Annotated in this window: 10 protein-coding genes; 5 read left to right on the plus strand and 5 right to left on the minus strand. The window is 57.7% G+C overall.

Annotated features, from left to right (window positions below):
- Positions 1-5: 5 nt before the first annotated feature.
- Complete coding sequence (locus tag V6936_RS00630) at positions 6-905, minus strand: NAD kinase (protein WP_003803315.1); 900 nt, start codon at positions 903-905, stop codon at positions 6-8.
- 127 nt (positions 906-1,032) lie between these two features.
- Here V6936_RS00630 and hrcA point away from each other — a divergent pair, with 127 nt between their 5' ends.
- From hrcA to dnaJ, 5 genes are all read left to right on the plus strand, one after another.
- On the plus strand, positions 1,033-2,046 hold the full coding sequence (hrcA, locus tag V6936_RS00635) for a heat-inducible transcriptional repressor HrcA (RefSeq protein WP_003803319.1): 1,014 nt from the start codon (positions 1,033-1,035) through the stop codon (positions 2,044-2,046).
- 65 nt (positions 2,047-2,111) lie between these two features.
- Positions 2,112-3,197 (plus strand): ferrochelatase, encoded by a 1,086-nt coding sequence (gene hemH / locus V6936_RS00640; RefSeq protein WP_240209382.1) that lies wholly within the window; start codon positions 2,112-2,114, stop codon positions 3,195-3,197.
- A 113-nt stretch (positions 3,198-3,310) separates the two neighbouring features.
- The gene (gene grpE / locus V6936_RS00645; protein WP_003803322.1) at positions 3,311-3,901 is read left to right on the plus strand and encodes a nucleotide exchange factor GrpE; all 591 of its coding nucleotides are present in this window, start codon (positions 3,311-3,313) and stop codon (positions 3,899-3,901) included.
- 188 nt (positions 3,902-4,089) lie between these two features.
- Positions 4,090-6,015: a molecular chaperone DnaK gene (dnaK, locus tag V6936_RS00650; protein ID WP_003803323.1), complete on the plus strand. Its 1,926-nt coding sequence runs from the start codon at positions 4,090-4,092 to the stop codon at positions 6,013-6,015.
- Between the two features lie 102 nt (positions 6,016-6,117).
- A complete protein-coding gene (dnaJ, locus tag V6936_RS00655; RefSeq protein WP_003803324.1) occupies positions 6,118-7,251 on the plus strand; it encodes a molecular chaperone DnaJ in 1,134 nt (377 codons plus the stop codon).
- 93 nt (positions 7,252-7,344) lie between these two features.
- Here dnaJ and V6936_RS00660 read toward each other — a convergent pair whose 3' ends face one another.
- From V6936_RS00660 to V6936_RS00675, 4 genes are all read right to left on the minus strand, one after another.
- Complete coding sequence (locus V6936_RS00660) at positions 7,345-10,182, minus strand: M16 family metallopeptidase (RefSeq protein WP_336579247.1); 2,838 nt, start codon at positions 10,180-10,182, stop codon at positions 7,345-7,347.
- Positions 10,183-10,354: 172 nt separating this feature from the next.
- Positions 10,355-10,879, minus strand: coding sequence for a MarR family winged helix-turn-helix transcriptional regulator (locus tag V6936_RS00665; RefSeq protein WP_003803326.1), 525 nt, complete (start codon positions 10,877-10,879; stop codon positions 10,355-10,357).
- Positions 10,880-10,891: 12 nt separating this feature from the next.
- Positions 10,892-11,038, minus strand: coding sequence for a hypothetical protein (locus V6936_RS00670; RefSeq protein WP_157784354.1), 147 nt, complete (start codon positions 11,036-11,038; stop codon positions 10,892-10,894).
- Positions 11,039-11,328: 290 nt separating this feature from the next.
- Positions 11,329-13,356: a collagen-like triple helix repeat-containing protein gene (locus tag V6936_RS00675; protein ID WP_336579248.1), complete on the minus strand. Its 2,028-nt coding sequence runs from the start codon at positions 13,354-13,356 to the stop codon at positions 11,329-11,331.
- Positions 13,357-13,455: the final 99 nt, after the last annotated feature.

Genomic DNA, 13,455 nt, shown 5'->3' on the forward strand with positions numbered 1-13,455 from the left:
GGGGTTCAGTCGTTTTCGTCGTTAGGCAAAGGGATGTGATTCCAGCCCAGCTTCTGGCGCAAGGTGGAAAAAAAGCTGTAGCCCTTGGGGTGGATAAAGCGGCTGGTGTCCTGGGAGCGGCGCACATCAATCCGGTCTCCCTGCTGGCAGTCCGACCAGGTTTGCATATCAAAGTGCACGCTGCCGCCGGTTTCCACCCGACCCAGGGCGGTAATGGTCAAATTCAGGGTGCCGGTATCGGGCAGTACAATGGGGCGGTTCGACAGGGTTTGGGGGGCGACCGGCACCAGCAGAAAGGCTTTCAGCGACGGGTGCAGCAAGGGGCCACTGGCCGCCAGGGCATAAGCGGTTGAGCCGGTGGGGGTGGAAATGATCAGGCCGTCCGATCGCTGTCGGTACATGAAAACGCCATCCAGCTCCACACGCAGCTCGATCATGCCGCCACGTCCGGCGCGGTTGATGACCACATCGTTCAGGGCCACGCCCGAGTACAGCACTTCTCCGTCACGCACCACGCGGCCTTCCAGCATGGAGCGTTCTTCAATGTCGTACTCGCCTTTCAGAACACTGAGCAAGGCCTCGTTGGCATCATTCAAGGGAATGTCGGTAATAAAGCCCAGGCGGCCATGGTTAATGCCGATCAGGGGGACCTTGCTGTGGGCTAATTCGCGTGCAGCGCCTATCATGGTGCCATCCCCGCCCATCACGATCGCCAGATCGGCGCGCTGGCCGATCTGGGCATAATCGCCGATGGGAAATTCGGTTATACCGGCATTTTGGGCGGTTGTAGCCTCAATTAGTACTGAGCAGCCCGTGTTGACCAGGGTGTTGGCCAGCGACCGGATGGGCGCATCCAAGCCACAGTCCTGGTATCTACCAACAATGGCAACCGTTTTGAAATGCATGGGGCGAAAACCTTATGATTAATGAAATAATGGCGATCAGTGGATTATAGAGTTGCCACTCTAGGCTTGGCTGTAAGATTCTCCCCTTTATCATGCAGAGCTGGTGTTTTTAAGTGACGTACGCGACATGGATGACAGAGCAAATGCCTTGTTGAAGGTGCTGATCGAGCGTTACATCGCCGATGGTCAGCCGGTGGGGTCTCGCACCTTATCGACCGTTTTTGATTTTTCTCCGGCCACGATTCGTAATGTGATGGCGGAACTGGAGGGTCTGGGCCTGATTCACAGTCCTCACACCTCGGCGGGGCGCATCCCCACGCCTAAAGGCTACCGCTTGTTTGTGGACCGTCTGCTGGCAGCCGAGCGTTTTGAGCGCCCCGATGCCCGCAATCTCAGCCAGTACCTGCCCTTTGATGAACCCAACCGTGCGGTCAGTTCCGCCGCGTCCCTGCTATCGAACCTGTCGCAATTCGCCGGCGTGGTTCTGGCACCCAAAAAAGCACAGACCTTTCGGCAAATTGAATTTATCCGTTTGTCCGACAAGCGGGTGTTGCTGATTATCGTCACCCCGGATGGGGATGTGCAAAACCGTATCCTGTTTGTGCCGCGCGACTATCTGGAACAGGAACTGATCGAGGCCAGCAATTTTTTCAACCAGCATTTTTCGGGCATGTCCTTTGAGGCCGTCAAGCTGGCTTTGTCAAAAGAGCTCAGCTCTTTGCAGCTGGATATCTCGCGCCTCATGCAACAAGCCGTGGATGTTGGCAGTCACCAACCCGACAGCGAGGAAGCGGTGGTGATTGCAGGCGAGAGCAAGTTGCTGAACGTCACTGAAATGGTGGCGGATATGGACAGGCTTCGCCGCCTGTTTTCCCTGTTCGAGAAAAAAACCGATCTGCTGCATCTGCTGGATGTGTCCAGCCAGGCTGAAGGGGTGCAGATTTATATTGGTGGCGACTCCCAGCTCCTGCCGCTGGACGATGTCTCCGTGATTACCGCACCGTATGGGGTGGACGGTAAAGTCGTGGGCACGCTGGGTGTGATCGGGCCGTCACGGATGGCGTATGATCGTGTGATTCCGATCGTAGACATTACAGCCCGGCTATTGTCCAATGCCCTGAGCCATCACTCGGCCAGTTAATGGATAGACCTTTAACCTGTTGGTAGGCGCAAGGTTCGCTGGCTGTCTAAGGTATTAATCAAATCATGCCCAAGTTGTTTGCCTCTCCTTATTTGCCCGAAGCAAAGGATGCCGATATGTTCAATGCCCAGGCTCCGGTCAGACCGGCCGGGCCTGTCGGTATTTTGCTGCTTAACCTGGGTACGCCCGATCAGCCTGATGCTGCGTCCATCCGCCGTTATCTGGGCGAGTTCCTGTCGGACCCCCGGGTGATCGAAATCCCTCAGCCTCTTTGGCAAATTATTCTGCGCCTGTTCATTTTGCCGCTGCGCCCGCGCAAGCTGGTCCCGCGTTATCAGGATATCTGGTTGCCGCAGGGCGCGCCGTTGCTGGTTTACAGCCAGGCGCAGGCCGATGGATTGCAGGCGCTGCTGCAGGCGCAAGGCCATGATGTCAAGGTGGAGCTGGGCATGCGTTATGGCAACCCGTCCATTGCCAGTGGGCTGGATAAGTTGAAAGCGGCCGGTTGCGAACGCATCTTGGGCCTGCCGCTGTATCCCCAATATGCCGCCAGCACCACCGCGACCGCCGTGGATTGCGTGGCCGGGCATCTGGCCAAACAGCGCAATCAGCCTGAATTGCGCTTTATCAAGCGCTACCACACCCATCCGGATTATATCGGCCCGCTGGCGGCCAAGATCCGTCGTTACTGGGATGAGCACGGCAAGCCCGAGCGCTTGTTGTTGAGCTTTCATGGCTTGCCGCGCCGTTGCGTGGAACTGGGTGACCCGTATTACCGGGATTGTCGTGAAACGACCAATGCCTTGCGTGCCGCGCTCGATGAGCCCGGCGTAGAGGTGCATATGGCGTTTCAAAGCCGCTTTGGTGCGGAGCGTTGGCTCGAGCCGTACACCGAGCCGACTTTGCGTGAATGGGGCAAGCAGGGTGTGGGGCGCGTGGATGCGGTTTGCCCCGGCTTTGTGGCCGACTGCCTGGAAACCCTGGAGGAGATCCAGGTGGAGTGTCGAGACGCCTTTCTGCAAGAAGGGGGCGGCCAGTTTCATTACATCCCTTGCCTGAATGACGATCCCCAGTGGATAGAGGGCTTGGGACGGCTGGCCGTACAGCACTTGGGCGGCTGGCTACCCAGTCGTCTGGTGCCCGCCCGGTAGGATGAGGCAGTGTTTCAGGCTCAGCTCAGCAAAATACGAACGCGGGTCTTGAACTGGGGGCAGATGCCCCCATTTTTATGCGATCAACGAATTCTGTAGTGGAGATACATCGAATGGCTACACATGCCGATCCCAATAAGCCTCTGGACGGGGAAGTGACGGAAAACACGCCTGAACAGGCACAACAGGGCGCTGTCGAGCAGGACCAGCCAGAGATTTTGGCCCAGCAGCCCGAGGAAAACCCAGCTGATCTGGCGACCGAGTTGGCCCAGGCTCAGGAAAAAGTGTCGCAGTACTACGACCAGTTGTTGCGTGCCAAGGCCGAAGTGGAAAACATCCGCCGCCGTGCGGACGACGATGTGGCCAAAGCCCGCAAGTTCGGTACCGAGTCTTTCGCTGAAAGCCTGATTCCGGTGCGCGACAGTCTGGAAGCCGCTCTGGCCCAGACCGAGCAAACCCCGGAGGCCTGGAAGGAAGGCGTGGAAACCACGTTGCGCCAGTTGAACAAGGCCTTCGAGCGCAATAGCTTGAAAGAAGTGGCACCGCAAGCCGGGGACAAGTTTGATCCACACCTGCATCAGGCCATTTCGGCTGTGCCCTCGGAGTTTGAAGAAGGCGCGGTGGCCCAGCTGCTGCAAAAAGGCTACACCATTTCGGACCGGGTTTTGCGTCCTGCCTTGGTGATGGTGTCGGCGCCCAAGTAATCGCGCCTGGCAAACTGGGCCGGCAGGCCGTCCAGAATATAGACGCATTTGCGTGCTTGCTTCGGACCTGCCGCTTGCCCAGTGAAAAAAATTAAGGCAGTGGCTCTTGAAATGCACGTACCTTTCCCCATATGCATTTCATCGAATAATTTGCTTTCGCAATCAATCTTTTAGTCAGGTAAAAAATCATGGGCAAAATCATTGGTATTGACCTTGGAACCACCAATAGCTGTGTATCGGTGTTGGATGGCGACCAGGTTCGTATTATCGAAAATGCCGAAGGCGGTCGCACAACGCCTTCCATCGTGGCTTACATGCAGGATGGCGAAATCCTGGTTGGCGCTCCAGCCAAACGCCAGGCGGTTACCAACCCTGCCAACACCATCTTCGCGGTCAAGCGTTTGATCGGTCGTAAGTTCACTGAAAAGGCAGTTCAAACAGATATTGAACACGTGCCTTACACCATTGTCGCTGCCGACAACGGTGACGCCTGGGTGGAAGCTCAAGGCAAGAAGATGGCTCCTCAGCAAGTGTCTGCCGACATCTTGCGCAAAATGAAGAAAACCGCCGAAGACTACCTGGGCGAAGAAGTAACCGAGGCCGTCATTACCGTGCCTGCTTACTTTAACGACAGCCAGCGTCAGGCAACCAAGGACGCCGGCCGTATTGCTGGCCTGGACGTCAAGCGCATCATCAACGAGCCTACTGCTGCTGCCTTGGCTTTCGGTCTGGACAAGGCTGACAAAGGTGACCGCAAGATCGCTGTTTACGACTTGGGTGGCGGCACGTTTGACGTGTCCATCATCGAAATCGCCGACATCGACGGTGAGAAGCAGTTTGAAGTGCTCTCGACCAACGGTGACACCTTCCTGGGTGGCGAGGACTTTGACAAGCGCATCATTGACTACATCATTGCCGAGTTCAAGAAGGAAAGCGGCGTTGATCTGTCCAAAGACGTGCTGGCCTTGCAGCGCCTGAAAGAGTCCGCTGAGAAAGCCAAGATCGAGCTGTCTTCGACGCAGCAGACCGAAATCAACCTGCCTTACATCACGGCTGATGCTTCCGGTCCTAAGCACTTGAACCTGAAGATCACCCGCGCCAAGCTGGAAGCGCTGGTTGAGGACCTGATTGAACGCACGATCGAGCCTTGCCGCGTAGCCATTAAGGATGCTGGTGTGAAGGTTTCGGAAATCGACGACGTGATCCTGGTCGGTGGCATGAGCCGCATGCCCAAGGTACAGGAACGTGTTAAAGAGTTCTTTGGCCGCGATCCTCGCAAAGACATCAACCCAGATGAGGCGGTTGCTGCCGGTGCCGCGATTCAAGGTTCTGTGCTGTCGGGCGACCGCACTGACGTTCTGCTGCTGGACGTGACTCCGCTGTCCCTGGGTATCGAAACCCTGGGTGGTGTCATGACCAAGATGATCCAGAAGAACACCACGATTCCTACGCGGCATTCGCAGGTGTTCTCCACGGCTGATGATAACCAGCCTGCCGTGACCATCAAGGTGTTCCAGGGTGAGCGTGAAATCGCTGCTGGTAACAAGGCATTGGGCGAGTTCAACCTGGAAGGCATTCCACCAGCAGCACGTGGCCTGCCACAGATTGAAGTGACCTTCGACATCGATGCCAACGGTATCTTGCATGTATCCGCCAAAGACAAGGGTACGGGCAAGGAAAACAAGATCACCATCAAGGCGAACTCCGGTTTGTCCGATGAGGAGATCGAGCGCATGGTGAAAGATGCCGAGATCAACGCGGCAGAAGACCACCGCATCGCGGAACTGGCAGTGGCGCGCAACCAGGCTGAAGCCCTGATCCACTCGACCCGCAAGTCCTTGACGGACTACGGCGACAAGTTGGAAGCTGCAGAGAAAGAAGCCATCGAAAAGGCGATCGCCGATCTGGAAGAAACGCTGAAAGACGGTGACAAGGAAGCGATCGACGCCAAGGTGGAAGCGCTGGGCGTGGCCTCGCAGAAACTGGGCGAGAAGATGTACGCCGACATGCAGGCCCAAGCCGCTGCACAACAAGGTGCGGAAGCGACGGCTCAGCAGCCCGCCGACGAGAACGTGGTCGACGCTGACTTTAAAGAAGTCAAACGCGATCAGTAATTGCGAGCCTGAGTAAGGTTCCCTGGCCCGATCTTTGGCGGCTTACGCTGGAGATCGGGCATTATTATTCAAACAGCGGCGTTTGGACGTCGTTAATCAATCATGGCAAAACGCGATTTATACGAAATTCTCGGTGTGGCCAAAAATGCGACGCAGGATGAAATCCGCAAGGCGTATCGCAAGCTGGCCATGAAGTTCCACCCTGACCGTAATCCGGATAGCAAGGACGCCGAGGAAAAGTTCAAGGAAGCCAAGGAAGCGTACGAAATCCTGTCCGATGAACAGAAGCGCGAAGCCTATGACCGCTATGGTCATGCCGGAGTCGATCCCAACGCTGGCATGGGCGGTATGGGTGGCGGCATGGGCGGGGCCGGATTTGCAGACGCCTTTGGTGATATTTTTGGCGAGATCTTCGGTGGTGGCGGTGGGCGCCGTGGCGGTGGCCCTCAGGTTTACCGCGGCGCGGATTTGCGCTATTCGCTCGATATCAGCCTGGAGCAGGCGGCTGCCGGTTTTGATACGGAAATTCGAGTACCAAGCTGGGAAAACTGCGATACCTGCTCGGGTACGGGTGCCAAGCCTGGGACGTCGGCACAGACGTGTCGCACCTGCCAGGGCAGTGGCGCGGTTCGTATGCAGCAGGGTATTTTCAGCATGCAGCAAACCTGCCCAACCTGTCACGGTAGCGGCAAGGAAATTCCTGATCCCTGCGTGGTGTGTCACGGCGAGGGCAAGGTCAAGAAGACCAAAACCTTGCAGGTCAAGATTCCTGCCGGTATTGATGACGGTATGCGCATCCGTTCCAGCGGCAATGGCGAACCGGGCGTGAACGGTGGGCCACCCGGTGACTTGTATGTGGAAATCCGCATCAAGCCGCACGGAATCTTCCAGCGTGACGGCGAGGATCTGCATTGCGAGCTGACCATCCCCTTTACGACCGCCGCCTTGGGCGGCACCGTTGAGGTGCCTACGCTGACTGGACGAGGTGAAATCACCATCCCTGAAGGTACTCAGGTGGGCAAGACCTTCCGCTTGCGTGGCAAGGGGATCAAGGGCCTGCGTTCCAGTTACCCCGGTGACTTGTATTGTCACATTCAGATCGAGACGCCTGTACGCCTGAACGAAGAGCAAAAGAAATTGCTGCGTCAGTTTGAACAGGCTCTCAATGATGGAGGTGTCAAGCACTCGCCCAAAAGTGAGTCCTGGACGGACAAGGTAAAAAGTTTCTTTTCCTGAGTCCTCCAAGGCATAGCGAAATAAAAAGCCCGGTACTGCTGTACCGGGCTTTTTTCTTTCTGTTCAGGACGGCTTCAGGACCCAACCTGCCTCTTAGGGATGGGCCTCCATCAGGGCCGGTTCAGCAGCGTTGTCCGGGACGTCTGTCGCCGTCTTTGTTGCAGGTGCAACATCGTCTTTCTGACGCTCATGGTCGGCGGCAATGGCAACCACCATGTCCTGAGGTTTCAGATATTTGCGCAAGGCTGCGTTGACCTGTTGAGCATCGAGTTTTTGCAGGTCCTGATCCATTTTCTCGGACCATTCAAAGCTGCGGCCCAGATCCAGGTAGTTCAACCAGGCACTGCTAACCACAGCATCCTGACTGCGCGAGAGGCGGCGATAGTTCAACAGGGCAGTGATGCCTTCCTTGACCTCTTGTTCGCTAAAACCGTCCTTCAGTGTCTGGTTCAGCACCTCATTAATGGTGTTGCCCAGTTTTTCGCTGTTGGTGGGAGCGTGGATGGCGTAGACCGTCCATGAGCCATGGGGCTCATAGCTGGACGCATCGAGCTGGCTGCGTACGTTGTAGGACAGGCCATCCTCCACCCGCACACGATTCCACAGACGCGAGGTTTCCGACAGGCCCAGCAAGTAATTCGCCAGATAGACGGCCGGGAAGTCAGCGTCGGTATCTTGCAGCTTCAGGCCCAGTTCAGCCAGATAAAAGGCGTTGGCTTTGTCCGGCGTATTGATATCGAATACCTTGGGCGGGACAGGGTGCAGCGGGTCGTCCGGCCGTTGATACGTCGGCGCTTTACGCCATCCTTTCAAACCGTCCGACAGAGCCTTGCGAACCTGCTCCTCGTCAAAGTCACCCACGGCGCTAAAGGCGACATCGCCTGTTCCATAAAATTTCTGATGGAAATCCCGTACCTGTTTGAGGGTGACGGCCTGCACCCGCTCTATCCCTTCTTCAAAAGTAGGGGTGTAGCGGATATCGTCTTTGGGCCAGGGGTTGGTGTAGCGTTCAATGGTTTGGCTTGCCAGGGCAGCCGGCTCGGTGCTGGCCGATTTCAGGTCCGTAACGACGGCCTGCTGGTATTTCTTCAGTTCGTCCTCCGGGAAGTTTGCCTCGCGCAGCACGTCCAGTGCCAGCGCAATGGCCTTGGGCAGATTTTCGCGGTTGGACGACAGGCTCAGATACAGACGGCCATTGGAGCCGCTAGTGCTGAACTGGGTTTGCATGGCCGTAAACTGGTCGGAAATCTGTTCCCGGTTGAGCTTTTTGGTGCCGGTGCTTAGCAGACTGGCCACTGCCGCGGCTGTGGCGCTCTGGTTTTTCAGTTGCTCAGGCGAGCCAAACTTGAAGGACATTCGGGCCTCGACACGCTCGGCGCGGGTCGCTTTGGGAAGCAGTGCCATTTTGACTTCGCCCAGATCCTTGCCTAAGGACAGGGGCTGCAAATCAGTGCGAGCCATGATGTTTGCTGGGCTGGGATCAAACGCTTCGACGGCTTTGCCGCTGTCCTTGCCGGTGTAATCCTGCACCAGCTTGGCGACATCCACTGGTGTGGCCTCAGGAGCACGTACCGGTTTGTCGGTGGGAATGTACAAGCCATTGCTGCGGTTGCTGGCCACCAGCCAGGTTTCCAAGGCCTTTTGCACTTGTGGTAGCTTGGCGTCTTCTACCCGATCACGCTGTAGAAAGAACAAACGCCAGTCGCCGCTGGCCGCTGCCTCGGACAAGGCGCTGGCCAGGCGTGAGGGATTGGCGTAGGTTTGCGTCCAGCCCGTCAGCCACTGGCTGCGCACGCGTTCCAGGTCCGCCTCTTTCAGTGGGGACTTGGCGACACCTTCCACCGTTTCATTCATGACCTTTAAGGCTTTTTGCGGGTCCATATCGGACTTGAGTTCCGCACCAAACAGGGCGTAGCCTGGATCGTGATTTTCGGAGTCAAAGCTAAATACGCTGGTAGCCAGATTGTTGTTGACCAGGTTCTTGTAAAGCTGGCCACTGGGTGTGTCACCCAAGGCACTGATGCCCAGGCTCAGGTTCATATAGTCCGGGCTGGCGGCGCTGGGCAGATGATAGAGCGACATGATCAGCGGCGTGCCGCCCTGGCGACGCAAGGTCACCGTACGCGTGCCATCTTGCACGGGTTCGACCGTGTATTCCGGGCGCAAGTGGCGGGTGGGTTTGGGGATGGAGCCAAAGGCCTTGGCAATGTTCTCCAGGGTCTGGTCCGTATCGAACTGCCCGGTTACAAAGAGTACGGCGTTATCAGGCTGATAGTAGTCGTGATAGAACTTGCGCAGTTGTTCTACGTCTACGTTCTCTACGTCCGATCGTGCGCCGATGGTGGTCTTGCCATAGCTATGCCATTGATAAGCGGCGGCAGTGAGCTTTTGCATCAGCACCCGGAAAGGACTGTTCTCGCCGCTTTCCATTTCATTGCGCACCACGGGCATTTCTGCTTCCAGATCCTGCTTGTCGATCAGGGCGTTGACCATGACATCGGCCTGCCAGTCCAGATACCATTTCAAGGTTTCAGGATCGGCAGCGAAACTGGCAAAGTAATTGGTACGGTCACTGGAGGTGGTGCCATTGGCCTCCAGACCACGCTTGGAGAACTCCCCTAACGCATTGCGCAAGGTGGGCGTGCCGCGAAACAGCATGTGCTCGAGCAAGTGCGCCATGCCGGTCTGCCCATAATTCTCGTGCCGTGAGCCGACCAGATAGGTCATGTTGACGGTGGTCGTAGGTTTGGAATCGTCAGGGGCCAGAACAAGGCGCAGACCATTGTCCAGCGTATATTGCGTAACGCCTTCGACAGAGGGGCCTTGGGCCAGGCCAGGGGGTAGCGCATAAGCGGCCAGTGAACTTGACAGCAGCGCAGCTCCTGCAAGATGGCGCAGGCGCAGGGCGGCAATCAGTACAGAGAGTTTCATGAACACATCCTTACGGTTTTAGCGAGAAATAAGCCAGCCAGGCCGACCAGTGTCTTTTGTAGCATGGGGCCGTTTAGCTGGGTAGGCGGCAATCCCTGCAAAAAGTTTGTTCTGTCAAAAAAAAAGCCCACCAGTGGTGGCTGGTGGGCAAAACAGCAAGAAAACGGCACCCCTAGGTGGTTTTGTGCTTGAGCCTGTCCAGGGCATCCTGACGCAGATGCTCAAGACTTTTAAGAAGAAATTCGTAAAGAGCGGTGATTTGTTTAGGGTTGTAGTGTGCCGCGGCCTGCATGACCTGCTGCGCGGGTAAATCCATGTCGCCCATCAAGCGCTTGCAGCGTTCCTGGTTGGGATACAGGCTGGTCATGCGTCCGTCGCGCGGATGGGGCTTGCGCAGCAAGTAACCTGCGTTTTCCAGTCGGGTAATCAAGGCTTGAGTGCCGCTGGGGCTCAGATCCAGTAATTGGGCCAGCCTCCCCGGAGACAGGGGTTTGAGTTCCAGCACAAACTCCAGGGCCTTGTACTCATTCAGACTCAAACCAGCGGCTCGTGCCAACTGGTGCTTGTTTGCTTCCAGGTAGACATCAAACTGGCGCAACATCATGCGCACGATATCGTTTTGCATATGCCCTGACAAAACTTCGTCCCTTGCTTCTGGCTCGGTCCACACGGTTGTCAGGGGCTGTTTATTGGGCATACGCATATATCCCTAGCGTGGGGGAGCACCCAGCAAACCGGTAAAGGGTGTCAGACGCTTGTGGTAAAGAGCAGGGTCGCCGTCAGGAGCGCCCGATACGCAGCGGACAGAGTGGGCAAGAGCAGCGGACTGCTGGGGACTGGATGCTGGGGCGACCATGAGCTGGCCCCTGATGGACCAGGTTTGTTTAGTGTGTGCGAAAGAGGGGGAAGCGGCCCCTGTACGGGGCGTTGTGACAGCCGTTGTCATGCTCACCGTGCCGGGTGTGAGTGATGACTTGGCAGCCTGTCTTGCCAAGCTGGCAAATGCTGTCAAGAAGGTAATCCTTGGGCTGAGTAAGCCAAGTCTGCCAGATTCATAATGCCTGTGTCTTCTGCGAGTCATGACTTACTCCATGAGAAATGGATGAGCTTTTGAAGGAAGGGGCGGGATGCGCCCCTTCCTCTGGTTTAGCGAGGCCCGCTACCGAGCAAGCCGCCCAGCAAACCGGTTACCGGTGCCAGCAGGCCGCCATTGTTGTTGCTTGCAGTAGCGGGACCGCCCGCGTCCACGCTGCCCGAAGCTCCCACGTCAACCGAGACGCTTGTCCCACCCAGCAGTCCTCCCGTCAAGCCACCGACCAAGCCTGTCACAGGAGCGAGCAAGCCATCATTGGCGGCATCGCCACCGGCCAAACCGCCGGTCAGCCCGCCGACCAGATTGGTGACAGGGGCGAGCAAGCCACCATTGGCGGCATCACCACCGGCCAAACCGCCGGTCAGGCCGCCGACCAGATTGGTGACAGGGGCGAGCAAGCCACCATTGGCGGCATCACCACCGGCCAAACCGCCCGTCAGGCCGCCGACCAGATTGGTGACAGGGGCGAGCAAGCCACCATTGGCGGCATCACCACCGGCCAAACCGCCCGTCAGGCCACCGACCAGATTGGTGACAGGGGCGAGCAAGCCACCATTGGCGGCATCACCGCCACCCAAACCGCCCGTCAGCCCGCCCAGCAAGCCGGTTACAGGCGAAAGCAAGCCGCCGTCACCATTGCCAGTCAGACCACCGGTTAAAGAGGCAACGGCTTGTGTCGCGTGGTTGAGGGTATTACCCAGGGGGTTCGTGTTGCTATCGGTTTGGTGAACCAGTCCGCCCACCGAGGCGACTGCCTGGCCCAGATGACCCACAACACCGCCCAGCCCCACAGGGGCAGCGCCATCTAGCTGCGTGCCCACATTAGCCAGGGCGCTGCCCACGCCGCCTAGCAGGGCGTTGATGGGTTGGCCCACGCCCAGGCCGTCACCGACTTGTTGCGTCACATGAGTGACCGTTGCGCCGACTGGAGCAACGACGGTATCCAGAGTCTGGCCGACATTGCCCAGAATGGGGTTCAGTCCAAGGGGCAGGATGTTGTCTACCGTCTGGCCTACATTCGCCAGTGATGGCTCAAGAATGGGAGCGGCGTCTGTGCCGTCCAGCAGGCCACCCAAACCCAACTGACCCGTCAATGGATAGAGCAGGCTGCCTTCACCCAACAAGGAGTCGGTCAAAGCGGCAACCCCTCCTGTCGCATGACCTAGCACGGCGGTCAATGGCTTCGGGTTGCTGGCGTCTGCATGCAGCAAACCACCCGCGCTGCCCACCGCATTGCCCAGCCCGGTCAACAGACCGCCCACACCTTGACCCAGGTTTAGTGGCAGGCCGGTATTACCCAGTTGCTCGCCTAGATTGACGACCACGCCGCCCGTCTGCCCCAGCAGATTATTGACGGGCTCGCCCAAACCTGTGGCACCTCCAACTTGTTGGGTCAGGCCTGTGGCAGTATCCACAACCGGGGCGACGACGGTATCCAGTGCTTGGCCCAAGCCTGCTCCTGTATCTTGCAAGCCTACCGGCAGCACGTTATCGACTGCTTCACCGACATTGTTGAGCGTGGTTTCCAGTGGTCCGGGAGTGCGAGGATTACCACCGCCGTTGTCACCGCCGCCGTTGTCACCACCGCCGTTGTCGCCACCGCCGTTGTCACCGCCGCCGTTATCACCACCGCCGTTGTCACCGCCGCCGTTGTCACCACCGCCGTTGTCGCCACCGCCGTTGTCACCGCCGCCGTTATCACCACCGCCGTTGTCACCACCGCCGTTGTCGCCACCGCCGTTGTCGCCACCGCCGTTGTCGCCACCGCCGTTGTCACCACCGCCGTTGTCGCCACCGCCGTTGTCACCACCGCCGTTGTCGCCACCGCCGTTGTCACCGCCGCCGTTGTCGCCACCGCCGTTGTCACCACCGCCGTTGTCACCACCGCCGTTGTCACCACCGCCGCCTGTACCACCTCCGTTGCCTGTGTCTGGATTGGTTGGGATGGAATTGTCAGAGCCTCCCGAAGAACCGCCGCCGCTTAGGCTGCCGCAGGCGGTTAAAGCCAGAGTACTGGCCATCAAGGTGGCTAGGATGGTCAGGCGAAGGCCTGGTTTCTTGCTGTCTGTATTGTTATGCATTGCTTGCTCCAATAAATGATCGGGGTACCTGCTTGCTTCTTGGTTGAGGTTCAAGCAATTCGCATGCCAATTTTCTTGGTTTTATGAAACCCGCATCGA

Source organism: Alcaligenes sp. CHO6 (assembly GCF_037120595.1).
GTDB classification, from domain to species: Bacteria; Pseudomonadota; Gammaproteobacteria; order Burkholderiales; family Burkholderiaceae_B; genus Alcaligenes; species Alcaligenes ammonioxydans.

Bases quoted from the DNA above. Each gene is read 5' to 3' on its own strand.
- hrcA (WP_003803319.1), top strand. From the start codon at position 1,033: ATGGATGACAGAGCAAATGCCTTGTTGAAGGTGCTGATCGAGCGTTAC.
- dnaK (WP_003803323.1), top strand. From the start codon at position 4,090: ATGGGCAAAATCATTGGTATTGACCTTGGAACCACCAATAGCTGTGTA.
- V6936_RS00670 (WP_157784354.1), bottom strand. From the start codon at position 11,038: ATGGTCGCCCCAGCATCCAGTCCCCAGCAGTCCGCTGCTCTTGCCCAC.
- grpE (WP_003803322.1), top strand. From the start codon at position 3,311: ATGGCTACACATGCCGATCCCAATAAGCCTCTGGACGGGGAAGTGACG.
- V6936_RS00675 (WP_336579248.1), bottom strand. From the start codon at position 13,356: ATGCATAACAATACAGACAGCAAGAAACCAGGCCTTCGCCTGACCATC.
- V6936_RS00630 (WP_003803315.1), bottom strand. From the start codon at position 905: ATGCATTTCAAAACGGTTGCCATTGTTGGTAGATACCAGGACTGTGGC.
- V6936_RS00665 (WP_003803326.1), bottom strand. From the start codon at position 10,879: ATGCCCAATAAACAGCCCCTGACAACCGTGTGGACCGAGCCAGAAGCA.
- dnaJ (WP_003803324.1), top strand. From the start codon at position 6,118: ATGGCAAAACGCGATTTATACGAAATTCTCGGTGTGGCCAAAAATGCG.
- hemH (WP_240209382.1), top strand. From the start codon at position 2,112: ATGCCCAAGTTGTTTGCCTCTCCTTATTTGCCCGAAGCAAAGGATGCC.
- V6936_RS00660 (WP_336579247.1), bottom strand. From the start codon at position 10,182: ATGAAACTCTCTGTACTGATTGCCGCCCTGCGCCTGCGCCATCTTGCA.